Here is a 22382-nt window from a genome sequence, read left to right as displayed (position 1 = left end):
TTACTACAATATAAAAACAGTATTCTCAAGCTATATCATAAAATCAGTTAGCTTTCAAATACATATCTTCTAAACATTGTATTCCTGATTGTGTTCTAAATATCTTATTTCTTACATTCTCAATCATTTCAGCAGAGAATCCATCCTCGAATATATTAACAAGAAAGTCTGCTTCAACAAGCAACTGATAATCTATTCCACTGATATTTGTATATGTGTGATGATGACCGACTAACCAACAAACCCGTTCTATCTGTTCACATGTATAATTACCTGTTTTTATCAAGAGTTTCTCCGCTTCTGCCGGACCTTCAAGTTCCTGGTGTTTTCCATCACAAACTCCATACTTCTGTTCACATATACGTATGCCAATATCATGAACAATTGCTGCTGTTTCAAGAATAAAAAGAGTTTCTTCGTCCAATTGTTCTTGTCTTCCAAGCAATGAAGCAAAATTATATACTTTGATAAAATGTTGTATTCGTTTAGCATCACCCCGATAGTATTCTATCATAGAGGAAATTAGCTGCAAATGTGTTGTATTCATAATTTCATTCTGTAAAAATAGGATTTACGTCATAATTAATCATCTTACCCATTCTCTCTCCAATCTCTCAAATTGAGGAAATAGAATATTATTTTCAATGAATATATGCTCAAATAAATCCTCTACAAACGTTTCCAGTTCAACCATCATCTGTTCATAATTTATACAAAGATTTTCATCCGGTACTCTAAAACCGTTTGTAATCTTTCTCAAATGCATATAGCGCATCCTTTCATTTTCATGCTCCATTGTCATTACTCTGATAGGATTTGAAATTGTTCCACAATGCATAGTCTCTATATATTCTTCATTATGTGAAGCATCGAACAATTCATACAAATATGGGAATAACACACTCTCTTCTTTCTGAAAATGCGATTCCAAGTCGTGCATTGACAACTTAACCTGATTAAACAATTCATTTAATTCAGGATATTCCATTCCATAATTGTCCTTCACATTCTCAATCATAGAAAGAAGATAAGCCCCTTTTTCCTTTGTATTCCTGTGATGATACTTTATAATATAATCTAAAAGCAAATCTAAAGGCCATAAATAAAATGGTGTTCCCTGATGTGATATATTTTCCAAATCGTGGAGGACTTCATCTATATTAGCGCTATTTTCTCCAGATAAATCTTCCAAACTCATATTTCCATTGCAATAGTCTATCCCATATCTGAAGAAAACAGACGCACTTGCAGAGTTTTCTAAGACAATATCCTTTACTTTCTTACATCTAAGTTCCATAAAATCAATATCTATTTTAAAATATTATGCAATAATCATTTTATATATCAAGATTTCACACTCTAGATAATTAATAACATCAAACAATATATCACCTATTATTTCTGTCTTGAGAGATATTCATTCTATATCTGAGATTTTCTTTCTGTAATTTAGTATAATTCTTGTAGAATGGAAAAACCGGCCCAAAACCTGTCCCGAAAGAAAATTTTGCTCCATAACTTATGGCCTTATGAATAAAATCTTCAGATTTATCTATTGCATCAATAATATTCCATCCTCTTGCTAAATAAGTAGCAATAGATGATGCGAACATATCACCCGTTCCATTCACATTCTTTGTTTTAATTATAGGTTTAATATATTCCCTAAAATCACCATTTTGTGGACAATAAAAATAATCTGCAAGTTTATCTTTATATGGCACAGATTTTATTATCACAGAATTACCCCAAATAGAAAGTTCCTTCAAGTCGTCTAGAATCCCATGTATATTCAATTTTCGCCCGAGTAGAATCTCTGCCTCTCGCATATTAGGTGTAATGATAGTGGCTAGTGGCATCAGTTTCTTTTTATAACAAAAAATAGCTTCATCTTCAAGAAGTTGATCACCCGAGGAACTAACCATAACAGGATCTACCACCAACGGTATACCAGCATAGTTTTTTATCGTCTCAGAGACTTTCAATACCAAATCTTTCGAATACAGCATTCCAGTCTTAATACAGTCGGCCTCGACATCCTCCATAAAAGACTGTATTTGAGACACTACCATATCAACAGGTATTAAACAAACATCCTTTACATGCTCTGTATCTTCATCAACAACACATGTGATAGCCCCTGCAGCGTATCCTCCACATGCAGATATTGCCTTGACATCTGCCTGTATCCCTGCAGAGCCAAGAGGTTCACTACCTGCTATAACAAAAACCCTGTAAGGGACCTTTCCTTCCTTAATCATTCTTACATCCTAATTTATCCAAACAACATACTAACTTATCAATGAAATAATCAACTTCCGACTTTGTAATACATAATGGAGGCAATATTCTCAGAATATTCCTACCAGAATATCCGGTAAAGATATGGTGATTGAACAGAAGCATCTCTCGGATCTTTGACACAGATATGGCAAACTCAACTCCTATCATTAGCCCACGTCCTCTAACATCAGTGATTAATGGCGATTCAATAGAACGCAGTTTGTGTATGAAATAATCTCCCACATTATTTGCATTTTCTATCAGGTTTTCAGTTTTCATGACCTGTATCACCGACAATGCAGCAGCACACCCAAGATGATTACCGCCAAATGTAGTTCCAAGCATTCCCTTACGAGGTTTGAAAACGTCACTTATCAGAACACCTGAAAATGGAAAGCCGTTGGCTATACCTTTGGCTACAGTAATGATATCCGGTTTAATGCCACTCCATTGATGAGCAAAGAACTTTCCTGTACGCCCGTAGCCAGACTGTATTTCATCCATAATTAGAATTGCGCCATATTGTATAGTCAGCTTACGCAATTCTTTAAGAAAATCATCCTCTGGAACTCTTATTCCACCAACCCCAGAAATACCTTCTATTATTACAGCACAAACATCTCCACTACGCAATACACTTTCCACCTCAGCTATATCCATTCCTGAAAAATATACATTATCATTGCAATTAAGAGGAGCTGTGATCAAAGGATTGTCTGTTACCTCTACTGCTGCTGATGTACGACCATGAAAAGAGTTTCTGAATGCTATCACCTTTTTCTTTCCGGTATGGAACGAGGCTAGTTTAAGGGCATTCTCATTTGCCTCAGCTCCAGAATTTACAAAAAATGCACTATAATCAGAATACCCGGAGATTTCCCCCAATTCATATGCAAGCTTCTCCTGAAGTTTATTAACTACTGAGTTAGAGTAAAACATCAGATTCTGCATCTGCTCATACATACATTTTACAAGGTACGGATGAGAATGCCCTATTGATATTACAGCATGTCCACCATAAAAATCCAAATATGAATTACCGTTGTCATCGTAAACATAACAACCAGAACCCCTAACAATATTTATAGGGAATATAGAATAAACATCAAACAAATTCATAATCTAATATTTTACTACTCCATCCTTCCATACTTCATTTCATCGCCATTCTTATCGTATTGTTTACGCTTGCCTGTTGGAGGAGACGACAAGGTTACTTTGACTACAGCTGTACGATGAAGGCTTCTTTTAACTGCTTCCTCAAAAGCGTCCATGTGTTTTGGCAGAAAGCGTTGGCTAATTAATCTCAATGCCAAAATCTTTTCTTCATTATCAGTAACAACCTCAGCTTTTCCAAATGCAATAGCCGAACGGTACTGAAGAGTGAAAGTTCCATCTTTAGGACCAACCGTAGGTTGGCATTTTGTAACAGCAGAAAGACATACTTCTGGATTTACTGCTATAGCATCAAGTTTATCACCTTCTGGAGCACAATGAAAATACCAAATATCATCACCATTACTGGCCAAAGATAATGGTACTCCATATGCAGTACCGTCCGGTCTTGTAAAACTAACCGTTATATATGGAGCTTTGCGCATTATTTCCAATGCCCAGTTGCTGTCCATTTCCCTACTTACTTTTCTCATAAAGTTCTAAATATGCTTAAATATTTGCCTAATTTACAGGTAAGAACAACCTCTGTTCTATTACCTAGGTATAAAATATTCTATAACTATACGACAAAATTACCTTAGATGAAAAAAATACGATGTAATAAAAATGACACCATTGATATTTATTAGAGAAAATACCTGATGAAATAATCAATCCAATACATTTTCATTCTTAACTGTATGTTTTATTCAGCGAATATTTCAAATCTAAACTTTTGAAAAGCATATAATATACATACATGAAACTTCATCTATGAATAAAACACTATGTTCACATAATCCTCAGTAATCTGATAATCAGATTGGATATTAGTCCGGATAAAGTTTCATAATGTCGGCAGAAAATACTAACTTTGTACATTTTCAAAAAGAATAAGATTATGGAGACAATTGAATTTAATGACTATTATAAAGATATATTATTCTCAATACCACTATTCCGTGATTTAAATACTATATTAAAAAAGAGACTCATTCAGGAACTTGATTTTAATTTATTCAAGATTCAAAATAATGAAATAATTGCAGAACAAGGAGAAGCCTGTTCCAGGCTATATATCTTATTAAAAGGAGAATTAGAGGTCAATATTATTGATGCAAATGGCAATGAGGTTCTAATCGAAAATATTGTGGCCCCACGTGCATTTGCAACTCCTCATTTGTTTAAAGAAGACAACAGATTCCCCGCAACATTTAAAACGATTGAAGAATCTATACTTCTGACAGCTACAAAGGATTCCACATTCCGTCTCATCAGTGAATGTCCTGATATTTTAAGAAGTTTTCTTTGTGTATCCGGAAAATGTAATATATGTACAACTGTACGTTTGGATGTTTTATCCAGAAAAACAATTAGAGAACGTATCCTAGTATATCTGTTTAAAAAGCAGGCTAAAGACTCTAATATCATTAAGATGCCTCATACTTTAACGCAGCTGGCTGAATATTTGAATGTTACAAGACCTGCATTATCAACTGAATTCAATAAAATGGAAAAGGAAGGATTAATAAAAAGAATACCTAATGGTAACATAGAATTAAACTTGGCTAAAATTAAAAGGCCCATATAATATCAAGATTAATTTCAATTATAATAGAAGACCTGACAAATAGCTCATTTACTTTTATTTCATGACTATTTGCCAGGTCTTCTATTTTCTACTTACAGTAAATTATATGTAATTTACTCAATTGAGCGTTCTGTTTAATATACATTTTATTATCGAAACTTGAATTCAGAATAATTACCACCAAAACTCATACAGGAATCGTCACTTACAAAAGATTTGTGGGTTTATATTCAGTGATATCCATCCCCAGTCTTGCCAGCTGTTATGGTTACCTCCTTTTACAATATCCATTGTTGAAGTCCCGAACATTACAGAATAGCCTAAAGACAAACTTACATCCTTCATTATCTTCCAGTCCAGCTGATAATCAATTTCAGATCCTAATGAACGTTCCAGATTTTCAAGTTTCACAGCTGTAGCAAAATAATGATAATTCATTCCCATCGATACTGAAGAAGACACCTTATAACCAACTCCAATCTGAGTATCGGAAAGCCCTGGGTTATAACCTCCAATAAAATCAGAAGCATAGAAATAATCCATTGCCCCATAAAACTTATGGTGTGTTCCATATAATGGGTTGAAAGCCTTATATGTTCCGTCAGACTTATCATTTCCACTCAAGTAATCAGTTCCAACATTTACAGACCAGCTTTTATTTATATTATATGAAGCACGTGCACTACCCATAAAAGCTGATACTGAACGTGATGATACATTCTTGCCGAACTGATAATAAAATGCACCGGATAAATTCCATTGGCCGGGAGCATATTTAATGTATGTTCCGAATGTCTGCATATATTGAGTGTCAGATTTTCTTGACTCAGCATCGCCTCCCTCCTGACCAAGATTCATTGCCATAATTGAAAACTGTAAAGGGGTTGAAGCAAAATCATAATGATACCATAAAGTCTGCATATTCTTATACAGCTTTGTCTTGCTGCTATCATAGAATGTTCCTCCTATAACATTCTCGTCATTCTGATTAAATGCAAATATACCATGAAGCTGATGCCCATTTTTTCTATATCCAATTTTCAGAGCATCGTGATAACGTCCGGCTACATTCCAGTCCAACCCTCCGAGAATACGCTCATCGTCATACGAAAGAGCCTGTCTTCCCAACTGCATAAACCAATAATCATTAAATTCAAATGCAGCCCATGCTTCATTCAATATGAAACGGCCGTTCTTATCCACCAAGGCATCCTGTCCCCATACACCTACATGCTGAGCAGAGAATTTCAGAGAAAGGCGTTGACGTTCATATCCCAATGAAAGTCTGGCACGTTCATTTATAAAACCGGACGGCGGATCACCTTCATTACGTGAATACAATGCTCCATTACGGTATTCACCTCTTGTACGAATCTGGGCCGAAACAAAAAATTTGTCTTTTTCGTTATTTTCTTCCTGGGCATAAGAGATTGATACATTTCCTATAAATAAGAATGCTATCAACATAGATAAGTTTCTTCTTCTCATAAATCATAAGGTTTAATCAGTTCATATTATAAGTATGTATACTGCTACCTTGTGCAGACGGCAAATAATTTATTCCCCACCAGCACATCTGCAGAAACACAAACGATAACAGTAAAACATACAAGGATGCTTTCCGTTTATTATGCATTCCTATCCTCATATGTATATATGTGAGATATGAAAACCATGTAACTGCAGCCCATGTTTCTTTTGGGTCCCATGACCAGTAATGTCCCCATGCTTCCTTTGCCCATAATGCTCCGGTCAACATACCTAGAGTCATGAATGACAATCCGACATATACCAGGTTATCACACAAGGCCATTTCTTTGACATCGCCTTGATTTTTCTTTATCCATAAAAGATAAATTCCCATTATGGCCGAAGCCCCAAGCATAGCATAAGCAAACATGTATATAATGACATGAGGAGCAAACCATGGGCTTTGCAACGCAGGCATCAAAGCCTTATTGTGAATTTCAGGTTTAAGAATGTTTACACAAATGAATACTACAGACAGTATAGTACTGAATCCAAGTATCCATTTATACCTCCATCTCATATAGGTAATCAACCCAGCAAATGGCAGGAAAAAAGAATACCACAGACGGGTCTCTCCCATTGTGCGCAAAGGAGGTCTCTCCAATGAATACCACAACAAGACTATAAATGTTCCAAAGACAAGAAGTCCTATAAAAGTAAATGTACATGCTCGTATTTTGAATTCTTTAAAAGCATTCCATGAACCTATAATCCAGAACAATACAGACGCTATGGCAAAATATATAAACCAGTCCCAACTCATCATATTTCCCTATTTTCTAATTATTTTTCTTTTGGGCAGTGACAAACATACACACAGCACCAAACATCATCATTATAATTCCTACATAAACAGCCGGAAGCCAAGGATCTAAAACCAGTTCAAAAACACTTATATCACTCCAACGTCCTTTGCTTTCATCATAACTCAACTGATAAATCTTCCAGTTTTCTATATCTGCAGGTTTGTTTACTTCTATTGTTTTTTCCTGTTTTTTTCCGCTTTCTGTATATATAACTACATCTGAAGAGAAACGTCTGGGTTCTCTATCCGGCATTACCAGACTGCAAATACTATCAAGGCGAAGAGCCTGATATGGGAACAGAAAACTTCCACAGCTTACCCAACCACTTGCAGTTCGTTTCCCATCACAGGAAACAGCCTTCACGTTTACAGCATAAGTGGCTCCGGTACTTGGCCATTCAACATACCTTACAGTATCTTCTCCTGATACTGATGCAGCCATTTCTATTCTGTCCAATATTTCAAACTTCCACTCTGACAGCTTACCTGAATTTACCCCATCTTCCAGCAAAAGGTGTTCAGGTTTATCATATGGTAAAGCCTTTCCTGTAGAATTATCTATCAGCATCAGTTTCGGTGGGTATTCGTCTATACTGAAGTCCTTTAGTTCTATGGCTAACGGCAATTCATGTAAATTCCCGTTAATGTCTGTAGCACGCCATTCAGTCTGACCAATACGGGTATTCATAGTCAGCCTCTTCATGTCAGCACTTCCCAAAGTAGCTGAAACCAAAGCTATAAACAACCCTAAATGATTTAGCAGAAATGGTATTCTGGCAACACGAAATGAGAACAAATATTTTATAGAAACTAGCCCCACTATTGAAGTCATCCAAATATAAACCAGAATGAAAGGCCAAAAAGAAAGCATACTGTTAAATATGGAAAATCCGTCCGAAGAAACAGAAGACGGCATCTGTTTTATCATCCCCATAAGGAATGTCAGAAATACAACTGCTATCAATGATGGTACAGCTGCATTATACGACATTGTCCAACGAACAAAATATAGCTTTTTCCTTAAAATATAAAGCATTATCAAAACCACTACATACACTGTTAAAATACAGATATTAAGTGGCCAAGCAAAACTGCTCCAGTCAACAGCCCCCGTAAATAGATGCAAAATAAGACCTATGGCTATCAATCCGCCACAGGTCATTATTCCTTCTTTTACTCCCCAAGTATTCTTCCACATAAATATCAAATAATACGTCCGTTAGACTTTGCCTCTTTCAACCAACCTGGTACAGTCTTATTCATAAAACGCTCCTTTGCAGCTTTCTCTGCTGGAATATCCAATCCGATAAATTTCTGAGCCTTTTCCTTGGTTGAAATATCAGGCATAGGTACATTGTCCGTATATCCATGCTTTGCCAATATCCTGGAAATAGACAATCTCGCTTGTAAGGCTCTGTCAAGTCCATGCGAAAGGATTCTCTGTATTTCCTGAGGCGCATGGAATGCTGCTCCGTGTGATGCTACTCCAAAGTCCCATCTCCACTGTGCCTCGCGAAGAAGCTTTAGAACAGGCTTCATTTCATTATCCGTAGCTCCCTTGTCCCATGCAAATTTGGCTTCAATATGTGCAGAAGCCAGTTCTTCTTCCAGACGGTTTCTTATTTCATTAGCCTTACGCTGACGTTCATAAACATTATTACGCAAAGTTTCCTCACTTTCACGGTGGCAAACCTGACATGTACGGTCTATCATGGCAAGAGGGCTCTGGATATGATGGTCACTGAACTTCATACCACCTTCACTCTTATACGGCATGTGGCAGTCTGCACATGATACCCCACGCTGTCCATGAATTCCCATCTGGGATATTTCATAATCAGGATGTTGTGCCTTGATAATAGGAGCACGGCTTAAGGCATGTGTATAGTCAGAGAAATTGTTCTCATCATAATATTGTTCTATTGTTTCCACTGTCATACCCTTGTCCCAAGGAAATGTCAGATATTTTCCATCCCCTTTGAAGTAATATTCCACATGGCACTGCGCACAGACCAAAGAACGCATTTCCTGCGGTGTTGCCTTTGTTATATCTTTTCCCTGACGTGCAAATGCTTCAATCAAAGCCGGACGGCTTATATGAAGATCCATAGTTTCTGCATCGTGACAGTCTGAACATCCTATAGGATTTACAATCTCAGAGCCAAAAGCAGCCCACTTATTATTATAGAATGAATCAACACCTATTTCCTGCATCATACGTGGGACATCAGGACTCTTGCATGTCCAGCATGTAGAAGGCTGGGGACCGTCATTTTCGTTTTCCGGAGAACCGGTACGTAATGTTGCTCGTATATCCTCTATTGCATGCATATGTCCACGCGGTGTAGAATAGTCCTTTGAGAAAGCATAACCAGCCCAAAGAATGACCATTTCAGGACGTTGTTCTAGGACGTCAACCATTACGTTTCCATTAAATTCACTCTGAAAATCAGTATTGGCAGTTTCTGTCCAAGTCTGATATTCTCTCGGGAAATCACTCTGGAACTTCTCATTCTGAGGTACAATACCCTTCATAGGATTTTTTCTGTTATTAAATATGCTTACCACTTCTGCCCTGCGTTCAGACAATGCAGAAACAGCAAGTCCCAAACAAAAAACAACGGTCATTGAAACACCAAACAACAACCATCCATGCCAAGATTTAAAATTATTGTTCATATACTATAGTTTTATTTTATTATTTCTTCATTTTCTTAAGCCATTCCGGTACGGGTGATTCAGGTAGTGGAACTATCGCATTGGGAGTGGAAGAGAGACTGTTTTTACCTCCATGAGGTACCTCCCTATGGCAATCCCAACATGCTTTCCCTTTTCCAACTTCAGACATCATATAGTCTATACGTCCTGTTTCCACAAATTCAGTATTAAGTTGCTGGTGGCATCGTATACAGTTATTCATTATTACTTGTGAGCTTGCAGGATGTGCCTGTATGACCTGTGGTTCAGAACTTGTCAGAAAAGCTGCAACATGCTTCATTCCATCCATTCCCTTAAAAGTCCATTTCTTTACAAAGTTCTCATGAGGAACGTGACAATCATTACAAGTAGCATTTATTGAATGAGAACTGTGCATCCATGTAGCGTAATAAGGGGACATAATATGACAATTCACACAAGCTGAAGGTTCATCAGTAAGATAAGTATGCGCCCTCAACATATAAAGGAAAAATAATCCACCTCCTACTATAGTTCCAGCCATGATGGCTGTTATTATTTTCTGCCTTTTAGATAATATCATATATATACATTTTTTTGCAAAAAAAACATTTTATCGAAATAATCAGTGTAAGAAATATGACACTTGCATTATTTTTTAAGTTATCTATTCCATTAAAGATAAATTCCAATACTGCTTTATAATCGTATTTGTTCCTTTCTTAAGGAGAATTTTCTTTATGACTATCGCCTTGAAAATTCATCTGAAAAAATGTGGTAGTAAACTGATTAAAATTAAAATGAAGATTATAGGAATTAACTACAAGCAACATGATGCTAGCCGTATAATCAAAAGGAGGCTATCGTTATATAACACTATAATTTTAACCAATACATTTTACCGACCGCTACCTGCTCAATCCGCGTCATCCGGTAACGGTATTCGTCATCGGAGCCGGAGGTACCGGCTCACAAGTGATAACCAATCTGGCACGCATGAGTATGGCACTTCAAGCATTGGGCCATCCCGGACTGCATGTCACCGTATTCGATCCCGACACAGTAAGCCAAGCCAATATAGGACGCCAGCTTTTCAGTGAGACGGAACTGGGACTGAACAAGGCTGTATCACTTGTCACACGCATCAACCGTTTCTTCGGATACGCATGGACTGCAGAACCGCAATGTTTCCCCACCAGGAACTTTTCTGGAGAAAGCACAGCAAATATCATCATAACCTGTACGGACAATATACGTTCACGTCTTACGCTTTGGAAGTTCCTGAAGAAAGTCCGCAAAGAAAACTTCAGTGACCATTCGGCTCCCATATACTGGATGGATTTTGGGAACAGCCAGACAAAAGGACAGGTCATCATCGGGACGGTACGTGAGAAAGTTCTCCAACCTTCTTCACAGGAATATATTCCCATGCCTAAAATGAATGTCATCACCGAGAAAGTGGACTATGCAAAAATCAAGGAAAAGGAATCAGGACCAAGCTGTTCTCTGGCGGAAGCTTTGGAAAAACAGGATTTGTTCATCAACTCCACACTGGCACATATCGGATGTGACATATTATGGAGAATGTTCAAGGAAGGAAAGACACTGTATCGCGGTGTCTATGTCAATCTGGATACATTGAAAATGACCGCAATCCCAGTGTAATGCATAAGTGACCGTATCATCTTTCCATCAGAATACGGTCACTTATTCTATTTGCTACTTATTATTTACTATGTTCTTACCTCGCTGGAGAAGGAAACTCTGTATCTCTGAGGCAAGATAGAATGATTTCCCGTTCTTTTCCACCGAGTAATATTTAATCTTGCCCTCTTGCCTGTAACGTGCCAAGGTTCTTTGTGACACACCAAGGAGTTCTGCCAGATCCACATTATCAAGCAGTCTGTCTCCGTTCATACATTCTTTCAGACGGTTCATCTGATCCAGTTTCTTTTCAATGCGGGCAAATCCCTCTACCATGGTTCCTATAAGTCTTTCGAGTATCTCATTATCTATATATGACATAATTCCAATGTTATTAAATGAATAAATAGATACTCTCTTCGTGCGCACTCTAAGAGTATGTACTTATAGTAGTGAAAATAGTATGCCTGAATCTAAGACAAAGATCAACAAGCTTATTAGACGCTGATAATCAGGCGTATATTTTTTCTACTTAATATTTAGTGTAAACCAAAAGTGTAAACTATGTAATACAGAATTGGAAACGGGTTAACACAGCCACCAACAATGACATCTGATGCTACCTGACGACACCTAATGACAACATTTTGTATCATATACATATTCAAAATACATTTGTACAAACTCAACTTTTTTGGATATGGAAATCATTGGAATTGAAACAGCTACATATGAAAAGACATTAAAGGAAATTGAAAACTTCCTTGATACCATTGATAAATTGATTACAGCTTCTTCACAGAAAACAATAGGGGAATGGTTGGATAATCAAGAAGTTTGCCTGATCCTCAAAATTTCTCCAAGAACATTACAGAATCTTAGAGATACAGACCAAATCTCTTATTCTCAAATTGGGAAAAAGATTTATTATAAAAAAGAAGATATTCAGAAGTTCATTGAAAAACACAACAGAAAATTATGAGCAAAGTAATTACCCAAGATAATGAGCAAGTTATTCAGATATACAATAGGTTAAAAGATACGCTAACAAGACTCGAAAATATTCTGAAGAGCAACAACCCAACACTTAATGGGCATAGATATATGAATGATGCAGAATTGGCAAATTACCTTAAAGTATCAAGACGCACTTTACAAGAATATAGAAATAATGGAATCTTATCCTATTATCAGATTGGAGGTAAAATTTTATATCGGGAATCTGATATAGAAGAACTTCTTGAGAAAAACAGACAGGAAGCATTCCGTTAAACATTTCTTGGAATTTTCGTTGATTTTCAAAGCAAAAATCCGTATCTTTGCAGTACTGACAAAGAGTTGTATATCAGTGCAGAACAAAGAAGTTCAATCGAGGTGAAATAGGTGGACTAAATGATAAACAGCAAGATAAGTAACTGATTATTAGCGATAAAAAATATAAGGTTCCGCCCCCAAACGGATTAGAACCTTTTCCTATGACCCTAACAAATATCTGAAAGTCACGCATTTACTTTATTTTCTTCTCCTATAGCGTTTTATCCAAGACTATTAATAATCAACATATTACATTCCACTCAAAACCATAATCTATGTCTTATCCGTGTCCTATGCATCCGTCTGTGATATGGACACAATTAATATTTATTTCTTATGAGACATAGTTTTTCCATCTACTTCTATCTGAAACGTAGAAAGCTTCAAAAAGACAGTAAGTCAACAATCATGCTCCGCATTATAGTCAATAACAAGGCAACAGATGTAAGCCTGAAGACTTCCATCTTGCAGGAACATTGGGACAAGCAGAACAAACGTGTTTCTACCATGAACCCAGAAGCACACGACATCAATGCATACCTAGACAAAGTAAGTTCCACGTTACTCCACTATTACCGACAGGCCCAACTGGAAGGAAAGCAGCTTACAGCAAGCATGCTGAAACAACGCTTCATGGCCACAGGATCCAACCCGCCTTCCCTTTTGGAGATATTTGACAAACAAGTGAAAGATGCGGACAGGCTGGCACATGCCGGACAAATCAGCATGTCCCATTCCAACAGACATAAACTGGTCTACAGACGGCTTGAGGAATTCTGTAAGAAAATGGGCAGACAAGATATGCCACTGGAACAGTTCAACCGGCAGATGATACATGAACTGGAACTTTTCTTCAGGACTGACTGCAGGCTGTCAATCAATACGACAGCCAAGATGATGAGTATGGTAAGAAAAGGAATCCTATGGGCATACCGGTGCGGAATTATCCTGACCAATCCGTTCTCAACCTACCGGATTAAGAAGGAGGAAAGCCAGAAACAATACCTGAACAGGCAGGAAATAATAAGGATAATGAACAAGCGGCTGGATATTCCCAGACTGGTTTCCATCCGTGACATATTCATCTTCAGCTGCTTCACAGGCATCGCTTACTCAGACATCTGTCGGTTGAGAAAGGATCAAATCATTTCAGATTCCGGCAAGAGCATGTATATCCATCTGTACAGAACCAAGACCAACCACCCCGCATTCATCCCTCTCCTTCCCCAAGCCAAGAAAATAGCAAGTTTTTACATAAGAAAAGGCGAATCGGAATACCTATTCCCGACCATCTCGAACCAGAAAAGTAACGCTTACCTTAAAGAGCTTGCCGACATCTGCCATATAAGAAAAAGGGTGACATTTCATGTGGCCCGTCACACGTTCGCCGTGACTGTCTGTCTGGAAAACGGGCTTCCGATAGAAACGCTTTCCAAAATGCTCGGACATACCAATTTGAGGGTTACACAAGCCTATGCCAGAATCACGTACAGGAAAGTCACGGAGGACATGAAGGTATTAAAGAACAAGCTGAAGGACTGGAAGCCGGAATCCGGTCCGATGAAATCTGATGACATTTAATGAAATCTAATGACAACAGGCTCCGGCGGTTTGCAGCGGCATGGGAATGCGGATATCTTTGTCTCAAACCAAAAAGAACATTTTATGGGAACAATCATCACCAGCTCAGACAAGGAAGTGCTTCATTTCTTCGATGAAATGAAAAGGGTATCGGACCTCATCGACCATTTGCCAATGGACAACCGGCACTTATTGGACGGGGAAAACTACCTGACAGATACGGAACTGGCCGGAAAACTCAAGCTGAGCAAGCGTACGCTGCTGGACTACAGACGCTACGGCATATTGCCTTATTACCAGATAGGAGGAAAAATCCTATACCGGGAAAGCGATATCGTACGACTGCTGGAAAAGAACCGGAAAGAAGCGTTCTGACATCCAGTTCCGTTTATGGGAAAGGCTATACCACCACATCCATTGGAGTATAGCCTTTCACTTTTTATCATATTTTGTATATATCTGCTTCATGCCTTTTGGAAATTCCTCTCCAGAGCCTGCATATAATGGCGCAACATATAGTCGGAAGAATAGCCAAGCATTTCCCCGACGTGTTCTTTAGGAATCCGGCTGGCCAGGGTGACTGTCGCAGCAAACGTGTTGCGGGCCATCTGGGTGGTCAGACGCTTGGAAATCCGACAACGCGCCGCTACCTCTTTCAGGTATTCATTCATTTTCTGGACTGACGGGACAGGAAAACACGGACCTTCTGGATTCATCGGATTCCAACCTCTGTATTTCTCCAGCAGAACCATTGCCGGTTTAAGAAGAGGAACACGGCTTGTACAGCTGTCTCCGACCTCCGTTCCTTCAGCACGTGTCCTGCAAATCCACAGTGTTCCTTCGTCATCCCTAAACAGGTGCAACGGACAAAGAGTACTTATCCCCTGATAGGAAAGTCCGGTGAGAGCACAGAAAACGAACACATCCTTCACCCGTTCCAGACGTCCGGCCTTCATATCCGTTTCCATCACTGTTCTCAGTTCATCCCAGCCCAGGAAAGACGGAGAAGTCTCCTCCTTCACGCACAACTGTCCCAGTTCTTCCAAAAACTTGCCATGTTCCATCCAGCCCTTCTGCTGAGCCACCTTGAGAACTTTACGGAAACACTCCAGATATTTAGCCGCCGTATTCCAGGCCAGCCCGCAGGTTTCCTTCAGATATCTTTCAAATGCCGTGATGAACTTCCTGTCCAGTTCGGAGAATGCGACGTCTTCCTTATTGTAAACATCCCGTATGACTGTCTCCACCAATCCGTGACACCTGTTGTAACGTGCCAGAGTGGCAGGATGCAAATCCCCGGGAGAAGCCGCCCATCCGTCTATACATTCCTTCATGGCCTTCAGAACCAGATGCCGTCCTTCCCTGACATACAAAATATCCAGAATTTTCTTCGGAGTCAGTCTTTCCCCATCATACACGGAATTCCTATGGATGACATATATTCTGTCCCTCAGTGTCTCAAGATACATGTTCAGCTCTGCCGAACTCCGCCCCCTTCCCTTGCTACGCATCTTCGCATTGTCCCATAACTCCACCGGTATAGAGCGCTGGATACGGATTTCATCCCGCTGTCCATTGATTGTCACCCGAAGAACGACCGGTGCTTCACCGTTCTTCAACAACTTGTTCTTCAAGATAAAGAACATTACATTCAGTGTGTTTCCTTTCATACGTTCTGTTTTGGTGCAAACTTAGTAAATACACTGAAATACAGCACTATGCAAAATTACGCAATATTGCGAAGTATGATACATGCCTTTCCTGAACATGGCTGTACTTCCCAGATTCAACAATAGGATATTCTTTAATGACCAATTTTAGCAACAACCTACATTAAGACATCTGATGACTTATGTTGCCATCTGATGACACCACGTTGGCCAGCCAGGCCATACCGTCTATCTTTGCCTCAAACCAAACAACTATACTTTATGGAAATCGTAAACATTGAAGCCGGTACTTTCAGAGAAATGATAACATCCATCCGACTGCTGAAAGAAAAACTGGAAAACCTCAAAAGCAGGCAAACCTCAAAGAGTCTGGATGACTGGATGGACAATCAGGAAGTATGCATGGCACTGAACATATCGCAGAGAACACTGCAGGCCATGAGAAGCAACGGCACCTTACCCTTCTCCCAAATTGACCGGAAAACCTATTATCGAAGACAGGATGTTATCAGACTGATTGAAAAAGGGAAGAAGAGATAATCCCGGTAAAAACGTGGCCAATCCATACAAGTAGACAACTCTTCCTTATGTAAAAGGCTATACCTCACTGTGTGTTGTGAAGTATAGCCTTTTCTGATTATCCGAAGACCCGGGCAACATCCTGCATGTCCTTCATAATACTGTTATCCAGTACACGTGCATAATGCTGTGTCATGCGAGTTGAAGAATGGCCGAGCATCTTCGACACATTCTGTAGAGCGACATCGTTGGCAAGGGTAACAGTCGTCGCGAACGTGTGCCGGGCCACATGAACGGTCAGCCGCTTGTTTACCCGACATAGGGTGGCTATCTCTTTCAGGAACTCGTTCATCTTCTGATTCGACGGAATCGGGAAACAGGGACCTTCAGGATTTTCCGGATTCCAGTCCTTGTATTTCTCCAGAATGACAAGCGCGGGTTCCAGAAGCGGAACATTGCAGGTACAGCTTTCCTTATGAGTAGTAATCTTTACGCGGGCCTTGTGTATCCACAGTTTCCCCTCATTGTCCTTGTAAAGATGTACCGGGCACAAGGTCTTCACATCAATGTATGACAGGCCGGTCAGACAGCAAAACAGAAAAAAATCCTTCACGGTGTTCAGACGTGCCGTGAAAAAATCCTTCTCCATAATCCGTTTCAATTCTTCCAGGGTCAGGAACGTAGGACACGTTTCTTCCTTCCGAAACAGACGCTTGCGTTTTCCGGCCAACGGGTCCAGTTCCAGCCATCCGTTTTCCCGGGCCAGTCCGAGAAATTTGCGGAAACAGCTCATATACTTGGTCAGGGTATTCTGGGAAAGCTTGCGTACCGTCCTCAGATGCATCTCAAACCGGTCGATAAACTCCCCATTCAGCTCATGGAATGTAATATCCTCTTTCCTGTAGAAATCCTTTATGACCGTCTGTAACGATTCATAACAATTGTTATAACGTGAAATGGTGGAGGGCTGGTACTCCGTACCGATCAGGGAAGTCCAGTCATCGATACATTTCCGCATAGTCTGCAAAACCAGATGTCGTTCCTCTTTAGAGAATAACTTTATCAGAAGATTCTTTGGGGTAATCAGGGCTTCCCGACAGAGAAGTTCCTTGTGAATCTGATACAGCCTTACTTTTAATGCCTCGATATAGCTGTTCAGTTCTATTGAACTCCGGTCTTTTCCTTTACTGCGTTCCTTCACATTGTCCCATAACTTCAACGGAACAGAACGTTGAATCCGGACTTCATCCTGCTGGCCATCTATAGTTACTCGAAGAATAATCGGCGCCTCACCATTCTTTAACAACCTGCTCTTCAAAACGAAGAACAGCACTCTTAGTGTGTTCTGTTTCATACTCCTTTGTTTTTAGTGTTACAAACTTAGTTTTTATGGAGCAAAACAAACCTACGTAAAAATATGAAAATCAGCGAAATGCAATACATTTTAGTTGCATTTTTTGAGGTCTGAAAAAAGCAACCATTTTTGCACCTGACTTACTTCGCAAAACCACCGTATTCTGCATCCGCCCAGAAACGAAAAAAGCCCTGATTCTGTGGTGAATCAGAGCTTTTCCTAATTTTGCTTTGTAAGCTTGCGGTGCGGACGGGACTCGAACCCGAATTTGCCCACAATCTCATAGTCAGATTGTTGCATCGACCAAAATTTTTCTTGTAACGATATTGTAACTGTTTTATGGCAGTTTTATGTCTTTGTTCGACATCATAATGTCCGCGTTGCATATCGTTTTCAGTTGACAAAATTAATGCTTTTTTCTGTAACAGCAAAATTCGTGCATACTTTTTTCTTTTTCAATTTAATAAATGTAGAGGTTCAGAACTCTACTATTGATAAATTCCCATTACAATATCCTAAAAACTTGAATGTTACATCAAACTTGTTAAAGACCTTCAACTCAACTTATGCCTAAACTCCGTTCTGAAAACGGCTTCCGGCTTGATGTGCGTAAGCCCATTTCAGAAACGGCACAAGCAAAGAAAAGCCCACGACGACCACAATGTCACAAGTGACACCGCCATCGTCGTGGGCACTTCTTTTATATGCTTGTGCAGAACGGACAAGTCCGTTTTATCCATTTTCTTTTTCTCGTCTTCTTTTGGCAGCCGAAATGCCGCCGGATGCAGGGCACGGCAAGCGTGAATCTGCACCTGCGACTATTTCCGGCTGTCATGTCTTCCCTGTCCTCAAACCGTCTTGCCATGCTTTTGCCAAACCGGGCATGGCAGACAAGACCGTTTGAAGACATGTGCCGTCGGCAGAAAACTTGCAACCGCAAGCCATGCACGCATGACAATGACGGTTGCAGGACTTCTGTCACGGCGGCAGGAAAGCGGGGCTTTCCCCTTGTCCGTTGCGCCGCCCTTTGAACTTCCCCGTGGCGCATTGCGCCATCCTCTATGCTTCCCCTTTTCCTTCCCGCCTCTCCAGCAAGTATGCCGATATTCCCATGCCGCCATTCCAGACGGCATCAGTGGGTCATTTTCGTTGCAGGGGCAAAGGTAAAGACGGGATTAGGAACACAAATTTTTTAGCCACAATCTCCACACTTCGCAGGCTCAGGTAGTATTCTGTCGAAAAAATTTGCTGAACCTACTCCCTAACCTTTGCATGGCCCCCGAAACGAAAACGACCGATGCGCGGTCGGAAGACGTCACAAGGAAACATCGGACATACGGAGAGGCGAAAAGAAAAAGGACTCGACCTCCCCATCCGAGTAAGACAAGTAAGAACAACTTAAAAATTGGAAGATATGAGAATGACATTGAACGACATCGGAAAGGCTTTGCGGAAAGTATTGTCCGCAGTAGCGAGAGCGGCATGGGGCATTACCCTTTGCGCAGGAGGTTTGGCGGTAGGCATCGCAGGGGAAATCCTATTGGGCGTGTTGAACTTCATGTTCGGCATCCTCACCGCACTACTTTCAATAGTGACAATTATTTGGACATTCATTTGGTTATTAACCCTTTAATTCATAAGGATATGGCGAAAAGAAACAGCAAGACGGCAGCGCAGCAATGTAGGTTTTACGAGGTGGACAACATCTTTGAGTATATGGTGGAAACGTACATCAACGGTAACTTTTCCTCATTCAGAAGATTGTACCATGAACTGAACAAGGAAGCGAGAAAGGACTTCATAGACTTTCTTTTAAGCGAGGTAGAGCCAGTCTATTGGAGAGAGATTTTGAAAGAAACCATTTGACAACCCTTTAAGACAGAAGATTATGAGAACGGAAACAAGGACATACGATGTTTATAAGGTGGACGAACTTTCATTCACGGCAAAGGAAAATGCTTACAACCGATGGTTGGCAGGGTATGAATATCCGTGGCAGAGTGAGAACATGGCAACGCTGAAAGCCTTTGAAGGCATATTCAACATACGTGTATGTGATTGGAGATATGACGGCTGCACGTGTTACTACCGTTTCACCTCCAATTACAGCGAGGAAGAGGAAGGACTTTGCGGTGTGCGGTTATTGAAATTCATCGTGAACAACTATTGGCACAGCCTTTTCAAGCCCAAGACCTATTGGCACGGAAAGGACTTCAACAAACAACGCAGAAGCCGCATATCCGTAACCGAGGATTGCGTGCTGACAGGCTATTGTGCTGACATGGACATCCTGAAGCCCATATACGACTTTCTGAAAGCACCCGACAAGCATACGAACCTGCATGACCTTATGGACGAGTGCATCGGCAGTTTCTTCCGCTTTTGCAGCAGGGACGTTGAGTATTGCACCGATGAGGAAGCTTTTGAACATGATTGCGAAGCCAACGGATATGAGTTTTTATCCAACGGAGAATTTTTCAATTGACTAAAATACATACTGATATGAACAAGACAACAGACCATTTCAAGCGTACAATCCAAGCCTATCTGGACAACCGTGCAGCGGAGGACAAACTGTTTGCAGCAAATTACAACAAGCCTAACAAGAACATAGAGGATTGCGTGACCTATATCCTCAATTGGGTACAGAAAAGCGGCTGCAACGGCTTTACGGACGGTGAAATCTATTCCCAAGCCGTCCACTACTATGACGAGGACGACATTGAAGTGGGCAAGCCACTGCAATGCCAAGTAGTCGTGAACCATACGGTAGAACTGACTGACGAGGAAAAGGCGGAAGCACGGCAGCAAGCCATCCGCCAATACCAAGCCGAGGAACTGCGCAAGTTGCAGAACCGAAACAAGGCTAAGGCAAGCCAAAAGACAAATGTACAACAAGTTGAACTCTCATTATTCTGAACCTATGAAACCGAGAAACAAATTCGAGAAAACGGTATTTGCACAGAGCAAGAAACTCCGCCCCATAACCAAAGCACAGATGAATTGGGCTTTCCGTGAGTGCATTGACCATTACGCCCACCGTTTGCCCAAAGGACGCACCACCTGCATGGACTGCGGACATTGTTGGATTATGGACAAACAGACGGAATACTGCACCTGCCCCGAATGTGGGGCAAGGCTGGAAGTGGTAACAAGTTATGTCCGTAAAGTGCAGCAGAAACAATACTTCACCGTTCTTACCACGTGTGGGGAATACCAAGTGCTGCGCATGTACCTCCTTTTCGTGGAGATGGAGAAAGGTTGCAAGGCTGACCCCTATGTACTTGAAATTGGTCAGTACTGGTGGAACAAGGAAGGACGCACAGCGGTTGTCGGCAAACAGCGGATTTGGGGCAGGTATCTTGACCTTTTCTCTTTTGCCTCTCCTATGGCTATCCGGCAGGACAACATCGCCTACGACCACATAGCCCATTCTCCGATATACCCTAAATTTAAGGTGACGGACACGTTACGCAGAAACGGTTTCAAGGGTGACTTTCATGGCATTGTGCCGACCAAGCTCATCCCTGCATTGCTTTCAGACAGCCGTGCGGAAACCCTGATGAAGTCGGGCAACATCGAGCATTTGCGCTATTTCCTCTCCAAGCCGCAAGCACTTGACAGATGTTGGCACTCGTACAAAATAGCAATGCGGAATAAATATGCCATAACCGACATCTCATTATGGTGCGACCTTTTATATCTGTTGGAGAAATTGGGAAAAGACGTGCGCAACCCCCATTTCATTTGCCCGACCGACCTCAAGGCGGCTCACGACCGATATATGGAGAAACGGCAAGCCCAATTGGAGCGTGAACGGGAGCGGCGGCGCATGATATGGGAAGCCGAGCGGTTGGAGCGTGAGCGGAAGCGTTTGGAGAATATGGCGAAAGAGAAAAACGAGTATATCCGAAAGAAAGCCGCCTTCTTCAACCTTGTACTGACAGACGGGCTAATCATCATCAAGGTGTTACAGAGTATAGACGAATTTTACGAGGAAGGGAAAGCCATGCACCATTGCGTCTATACCAACGCTTACTATAATGATGAAAACTCGCTGATACTATCCGCACGGATTGACGGAGAGCGCATCGAAACGGTGGAGGTGGACTTACAGACGTTGAAAGTGGTGCAGAGCCGTGGCGTATGCAACTCCAACACCGAATACCACGACCGCATCATCAAGTTGGTGGAGGACAATGCCGAGCAGATACGGCAGCGGATGAAGCAGGTGGCATAATCGTATAACAAACTAATAGT

26 protein-coding genes are annotated in these 22382 nt (G+C 40.6%); 13 read left to right on the top strand and 13 right to left on the bottom strand.

The window, feature by feature from the left end; translation table 11 throughout:
• Positions 1-43: 43 nt before the first annotated feature.
• The 5 genes from BQ7480_RS06660 to BQ7480_RS06640 all read right to left on the bottom strand — a co-directional run bounded on the left by BQ7480_RS06660 (position 44) and on the right by BQ7480_RS06640 (position 3932).
• Positions 44-547: an HD domain-containing protein gene (locus BQ7480_RS06660; protein ID WP_072530493.1), complete on the bottom strand. Its 504-nt coding sequence runs from the start codon at positions 545-547 to the stop codon at positions 44-46.
• 39 nt (positions 548-586) lie between these two features.
• Entirely contained in the window at positions 587-1297 is a 711-nt protein-coding gene (locus tag BQ7480_RS06655) for a hemerythrin domain-containing protein (RefSeq protein WP_072542229.1), read from the bottom strand.
• Between the two features lie 91 nt (positions 1298-1388).
• Complete coding sequence (gene thiD / locus BQ7480_RS06650; RefSeq protein WP_072530490.1) at positions 1389-2261, bottom strand: bifunctional hydroxymethylpyrimidine kinase/phosphomethylpyrimidine kinase; 873 nt, start codon at positions 2259-2261, stop codon at positions 1389-1391.
• Positions 2254-3402 (bottom strand): aspartate aminotransferase family protein, encoded by a 1149-nt coding sequence (locus BQ7480_RS06645; RefSeq protein ID WP_072542228.1) that lies wholly within the window; start codon positions 3400-3402, stop codon positions 2254-2256. The genes thiD and BQ7480_RS06645 overlap by 8 nt, the downstream gene beginning before the upstream one ends.
• A gap of 14 nt (positions 3403-3416) precedes the next feature.
• Positions 3417-3932, bottom strand: coding sequence for a pyridoxamine 5'-phosphate oxidase family protein (locus tag BQ7480_RS06640; protein WP_072542227.1), 516 nt, complete (start codon positions 3930-3932; stop codon positions 3417-3419).
• A gap of 407 nt (positions 3933-4339) precedes the next feature.
• Between BQ7480_RS06640 and BQ7480_RS06635 the strand changes: the two genes are divergently transcribed.
• A complete protein-coding gene (locus BQ7480_RS06635; RefSeq protein WP_072532061.1) occupies positions 4340-5029 on the top strand; it encodes a Crp/Fnr family transcriptional regulator in 690 nt (229 codons plus the stop codon).
• A gap of 201 nt (positions 5030-5230) precedes the next feature.
• Here the strand turns inward: BQ7480_RS06635 and BQ7480_RS06630 are convergent, their stop codons facing one another.
• Genes BQ7480_RS06630 through nrfH form a run of 5 tightly spaced genes read right to left on the bottom strand, consistent with a single transcriptional unit; the run spans position 5231 to position 10623 of the window.
• A complete protein-coding gene (locus BQ7480_RS06630; protein ID WP_072542226.1) occupies positions 5231-6517 on the bottom strand; it encodes an alginate export family protein in 1287 nt (428 codons plus the stop codon).
• A 16-nt stretch (positions 6518-6533) separates the two neighbouring features.
• The gene (locus BQ7480_RS06625) at positions 6534-7322 is read right to left on the bottom strand and encodes a cytochrome c biogenesis protein (RefSeq protein WP_072532060.1); all 789 of its coding nucleotides are present in this window, start codon (positions 7320-7322) and stop codon (positions 6534-6536) included.
• A 16-nt stretch (positions 7323-7338) separates the two neighbouring features.
• A complete protein-coding gene (locus BQ7480_RS06620) occupies positions 7339-8562 on the bottom strand; it encodes a cytochrome c biogenesis ResB family protein (protein ID WP_072530485.1) in 1224 nt (407 codons plus the stop codon).
• Between the two features lie 5 nt (positions 8563-8567).
• Entirely contained in the window at positions 8568-10043 is a 1476-nt protein-coding gene (gene nrfA / locus BQ7480_RS06615; RefSeq protein WP_072530484.1) for an ammonia-forming cytochrome c nitrite reductase, read from the bottom strand.
• Positions 10044-10062: 19 nt separating this feature from the next.
• On the bottom strand, positions 10063-10623 hold the full coding sequence (nrfH, locus tag BQ7480_RS06610) for a cytochrome c nitrite reductase small subunit (RefSeq protein ID WP_072530483.1): 561 nt from the start codon (positions 10621-10623) through the stop codon (positions 10063-10065).
• A gap of 308 nt (positions 10624-10931) precedes the next feature.
• Here nrfH and BQ7480_RS06605 point away from each other — a divergent pair, with 308 nt between their 5' ends.
• The gene (locus BQ7480_RS06605) at positions 10932-11705 is read left to right on the top strand and encodes a PRTRC system ThiF family protein (RefSeq protein ID WP_072530482.1); all 774 of its coding nucleotides are present in this window, start codon (positions 10932-10934) and stop codon (positions 11703-11705) included.
• Positions 11706-11759: 54 nt separating this feature from the next.
• Here BQ7480_RS06605 and BQ7480_RS06600 read toward each other — a convergent pair whose 3' ends face one another.
• Positions 11760-12065: a helix-turn-helix transcriptional regulator gene (locus BQ7480_RS06600; RefSeq protein WP_072542225.1), complete on the bottom strand. Its 306-nt coding sequence runs from the start codon at positions 12063-12065 to the stop codon at positions 11760-11762.
• A gap of 319 nt (positions 12066-12384) precedes the next feature.
• Between BQ7480_RS06600 and BQ7480_RS06595 the strand changes: the two genes are divergently transcribed.
• From BQ7480_RS06595 to BQ7480_RS06580, 4 genes are all read left to right on the top strand, one after another.
• Complete coding sequence (locus tag BQ7480_RS06595; protein ID WP_004326371.1) at positions 12385-12666, top strand: helix-turn-helix domain-containing protein; 282 nt, start codon at positions 12385-12387, stop codon at positions 12664-12666.
• Complete coding sequence (locus tag BQ7480_RS06590) at positions 12663-12956, top strand: helix-turn-helix domain-containing protein (RefSeq protein ID WP_072542224.1); 294 nt, start codon at positions 12663-12665, stop codon at positions 12954-12956. Before BQ7480_RS06595 ends, BQ7480_RS06590 begins: the two co-directional genes overlap by 4 nt.
• A 378-nt stretch (positions 12957-13334) precedes the next feature.
• Positions 13335-14579 (top strand): site-specific integrase, encoded by a 1245-nt coding sequence (locus BQ7480_RS06585; RefSeq protein WP_072542223.1) that lies wholly within the window; start codon positions 13335-13337, stop codon positions 14577-14579.
• 138 nt (positions 14580-14717) lie between these two features.
• Complete coding sequence (locus BQ7480_RS06580; RefSeq protein WP_394332650.1) at positions 14718-14954, top strand: helix-turn-helix domain-containing protein; 237 nt, start codon at positions 14718-14720, stop codon at positions 14952-14954.
• A gap of 89 nt (positions 14955-15043) precedes the next feature.
• Here the strand turns inward: BQ7480_RS06580 and BQ7480_RS06575 are convergent, their stop codons facing one another.
• Positions 15044-16249: a site-specific integrase gene (locus BQ7480_RS06575; protein WP_072542221.1), complete on the bottom strand. Its 1206-nt coding sequence runs from the start codon at positions 16247-16249 to the stop codon at positions 15044-15046.
• Between the two features lie 261 nt (positions 16250-16510).
• On the opposite strand from BQ7480_RS06575, the gene BQ7480_RS06570 reads away from it, so the two are divergent.
• Complete coding sequence (locus BQ7480_RS06570) at positions 16511-16789, top strand: helix-turn-helix domain-containing protein (RefSeq protein WP_072542220.1); 279 nt, start codon at positions 16511-16513, stop codon at positions 16787-16789.
• Positions 16790-16886: 97 nt separating this feature from the next.
• On the opposite strand, the gene BQ7480_RS06565 is transcribed toward BQ7480_RS06570, so the two are convergent.
• Positions 16887-18122, bottom strand: coding sequence for a site-specific integrase (locus BQ7480_RS06565; protein ID WP_072542219.1), 1236 nt, complete (start codon positions 18120-18122; stop codon positions 16887-16889).
• An 863-nt stretch (positions 18123-18985) separates the two neighbouring features.
• Here BQ7480_RS06565 and BQ7480_RS18010 point away from each other — a divergent pair.
• From BQ7480_RS18010 to BQ7480_RS06530, 6 genes are all read left to right on the top strand, one after another.
• Entirely contained in the window at positions 18986-19153 is a 168-nt protein-coding gene (locus BQ7480_RS18010; RefSeq protein WP_154670760.1) for a hypothetical protein, read from the top strand.
• A gap of 383 nt (positions 19154-19536) precedes the next feature.
• Entirely contained in the window at positions 19537-19755 is a 219-nt protein-coding gene (locus BQ7480_RS17575) for a hypothetical protein (protein WP_021963139.1), read from the top strand.
• The gene (locus BQ7480_RS06545; protein WP_394332648.1) at positions 19662-19988 is read left to right on the top strand and encodes a hypothetical protein; all 327 of its coding nucleotides are present in this window, start codon (positions 19662-19664) and stop codon (positions 19986-19988) included. The genes BQ7480_RS17575 and BQ7480_RS06545 overlap by 94 nt, the downstream gene beginning before the upstream one ends.
• A 22-nt stretch (positions 19989-20010) precedes the next feature.
• Entirely contained in the window at positions 20011-20607 is a 597-nt protein-coding gene (locus BQ7480_RS06540; RefSeq protein WP_072542217.1) for a hypothetical protein, read from the top strand.
• 17 nt (positions 20608-20624) lie between these two features.
• Positions 20625-21041, top strand: coding sequence for a PcfK-like family protein (locus tag BQ7480_RS06535; protein ID WP_072542216.1), 417 nt, complete (start codon positions 20625-20627; stop codon positions 21039-21041).
• Positions 21042-21045: 4 nt separating this feature from the next.
• A complete protein-coding gene (locus tag BQ7480_RS06530; protein WP_072542215.1) occupies positions 21046-22362 on the top strand; it encodes a PcfJ domain-containing protein in 1317 nt (438 codons plus the stop codon).
• Positions 22363-22382 lie beyond the last annotated feature (20 nt).

Source organism: Bacteroides mediterraneensis (assembly GCF_900128455.1).
In the GTDB taxonomy this organism is placed as follows: domain Bacteria; phylum Bacteroidota; class Bacteroidia; order Bacteroidales; family Bacteroidaceae; genus Phocaeicola; species Phocaeicola mediterraneensis.
Note: the sequence above shows the minus strand (reverse complement) of the source record. Positions and strands in the feature narration are given on the sequence as shown.

What these genes read in the sequence shown, in the direction of transcription:
- BQ7480_RS06590 (WP_072542224.1), top strand. Translation starts at nt 12,663, where the DNA reads ATGAGCAAAGTAATTACCCAAGATAATGAGCAAGTTATTCAGATATAC.
- BQ7480_RS06570 (WP_072542220.1), top strand. Translation starts at nt 16,511, where the DNA reads ATGGAAATCGTAAACATTGAAGCCGGTACTTTCAGAGAAATGATAACA.
- BQ7480_RS06625 (WP_072532060.1), bottom strand. Translation starts at nt 7,322, where the DNA reads ATGAGTTGGGACTGGTTTATATATTTTGCCATAGCGTCTGTATTGTTC.
- BQ7480_RS06660 (WP_072530493.1), bottom strand. Translation starts at nt 547, where the DNA reads ATGAATACAACACATTTGCAGCTAATTTCCTCTATGATAGAATACTAT.
- BQ7480_RS06540 (WP_072542217.1), top strand. Translation starts at nt 20,011, where the DNA reads ATGAGAACGGAAACAAGGACATACGATGTTTATAAGGTGGACGAACTT.
- BQ7480_RS06600 (WP_072542225.1), bottom strand. Translation starts at nt 12,065, where the DNA reads ATGTCATATATAGATAATGAGATACTCGAAAGACTTATAGGAACCATG.
- BQ7480_RS06645 (WP_072542228.1), bottom strand. Translation starts at nt 3,402, where the DNA reads ATGAATTTGTTTGATGTTTATTCTATATTCCCTATAAATATTGTTAGG.
- BQ7480_RS06620 (WP_072530485.1), bottom strand. Translation starts at nt 8,562, where the DNA reads ATGTGGAAGAATACTTGGGGAGTAAAAGAAGGAATAATGACCTGTGGC.
- BQ7480_RS06595 (WP_004326371.1), top strand. Translation starts at nt 12,385, where the DNA reads ATGGAAATCATTGGAATTGAAACAGCTACATATGAAAAGACATTAAAG.
- thiD (WP_072530490.1), bottom strand. Translation starts at nt 2,261, where the DNA reads ATGATTAAGGAAGGAAAGGTCCCTTACAGGGTTTTTGTTATAGCAGGT.
- BQ7480_RS06535 (WP_072542216.1), top strand. Translation starts at nt 20,625, where the DNA reads ATGAACAAGACAACAGACCATTTCAAGCGTACAATCCAAGCCTATCTG.
- BQ7480_RS06585 (WP_072542223.1), top strand. Translation starts at nt 13,335, where the DNA reads ATGAGACATAGTTTTTCCATCTACTTCTATCTGAAACGTAGAAAGCTT.
- BQ7480_RS06575 (WP_072542221.1), bottom strand. Translation starts at nt 16,249, where the DNA reads ATGAAAGGAAACACACTGAATGTAATGTTCTTTATCTTGAAGAACAAG.
- BQ7480_RS06565 (WP_072542219.1), bottom strand. Translation starts at nt 18,122, where the DNA reads ATGAAACAGAACACACTAAGAGTGCTGTTCTTCGTTTTGAAGAGCAGG.
- BQ7480_RS06655 (WP_072542229.1), bottom strand. Translation starts at nt 1,297, where the DNA reads ATGGAACTTAGATGTAAGAAAGTAAAGGATATTGTCTTAGAAAACTCT.
- nrfA (WP_072530484.1), bottom strand. Translation starts at nt 10,043, where the DNA reads ATGAACAATAATTTTAAATCTTGGCATGGATGGTTGTTGTTTGGTGTT.
- BQ7480_RS06530 (WP_072542215.1), top strand. Translation starts at nt 21,046, where the DNA reads ATGAAACCGAGAAACAAATTCGAGAAAACGGTATTTGCACAGAGCAAG.
- BQ7480_RS06630 (WP_072542226.1), bottom strand. Translation starts at nt 6,517, where the DNA reads ATGAGAAGAAGAAACTTATCTATGTTGATAGCATTCTTATTTATAGGA.
- BQ7480_RS06640 (WP_072542227.1), bottom strand. Translation starts at nt 3,932, where the DNA reads ATGAGAAAAGTAAGTAGGGAAATGGACAGCAACTGGGCATTGGAAATA.
- BQ7480_RS06580 (WP_394332650.1), top strand. Translation starts at nt 14,718, where the DNA reads ATGAAAAGGGTATCGGACCTCATCGACCATTTGCCAATGGACAACCGG.
- nrfH (WP_072530483.1), bottom strand. Translation starts at nt 10,623, where the DNA reads ATGATATTATCTAAAAGGCAGAAAATAATAACAGCCATCATGGCTGGA.
- BQ7480_RS18010 (WP_154670760.1), top strand. Translation starts at nt 18,986, where the DNA reads ATGCTTTTGCCAAACCGGGCATGGCAGACAAGACCGTTTGAAGACATG.
- BQ7480_RS06635 (WP_072532061.1), top strand. Translation starts at nt 4,340, where the DNA reads ATGGAGACAATTGAATTTAATGACTATTATAAAGATATATTATTCTCA.
- BQ7480_RS17575 (WP_021963139.1), top strand. Translation starts at nt 19,537, where the DNA reads ATGAGAATGACATTGAACGACATCGGAAAGGCTTTGCGGAAAGTATTG.